The organism is Staphylococcus sp. EG-SA-2, from assembly GCF_017152085.1.
The window spans coordinates 1-629 of record NZ_JACYHC010001243.1 but is presented as its reverse complement, the minus strand read 5'-3'; the positions used below and the strand labels follow the sequence as shown (position 1 = coordinate 629).

At 33.1% G+C, this 629-nt stretch carries 2 pseudogenes; both read left to right on the top strand.

Features of this window, described 5'->3' with window-relative positions:
• Positions 1-203: pseudogene (locus IDG60_RS28240) on the top strand (NAD(P)/FAD-dependent oxidoreductase); the annotation flags it as partial.
• Positions 197-629 (top strand): annotated as a pseudogene (locus IDG60_RS28235) (nucleoside recognition domain-containing protein); the annotation flags it as partial. The pseudogenes IDG60_RS28240 and IDG60_RS28235, both read left to right, overlap by 7 nt.

Sequence of the window (629 nt, the reverse complement as noted above, 5' to 3'; positions counted from 1 at the left end):
TTTTTATGATTGGTGCAACAGTTGAAAATGATAATGCCAAATTATGCTATATCTATAAATTCAGAGCGCGATTTGCAGTACTTGCCCATCTTTTAACACAGCGGGAAGGCTTACCAGCTAAACAAGATGTCATTGAAAATTATCAAAAAAATCAAATGTATTTAGATGATTATTCATGTTGTGAAGTGTCATGCACATGTTAGAAGTGAAATATGATATGAGAACTGGGCATTATACGCCCATACCTAATGAACCTCATTATTTAGTTATTAGTCATGCGGATAAACTTACCGCAACAGAAAAAGCGAAATTAAGATTATTAATCATAAAACAGAAGTTAGATATTTCATTGGCAGAAAGTGTAGTTTCTTCGCCTATAGCGAGCGAACATGTGATAGAACAATTGACACTATTTCAACATGAGCGACGACATTTAAGGCCTAAAATAAGTGCGACATTTTTAGCCTGGTTGTTGATATTTTTAATGTTTGCATTACCAATCGGTATCGCTTATCAATTTTCAGATTGGTTTCAAAATCAGTATGTATCAGCATGGATAGAATATTTAACTCAAACAACATTGCTCAATCACGATATATTACAGCATATATTATTTGGTGATTATGGTG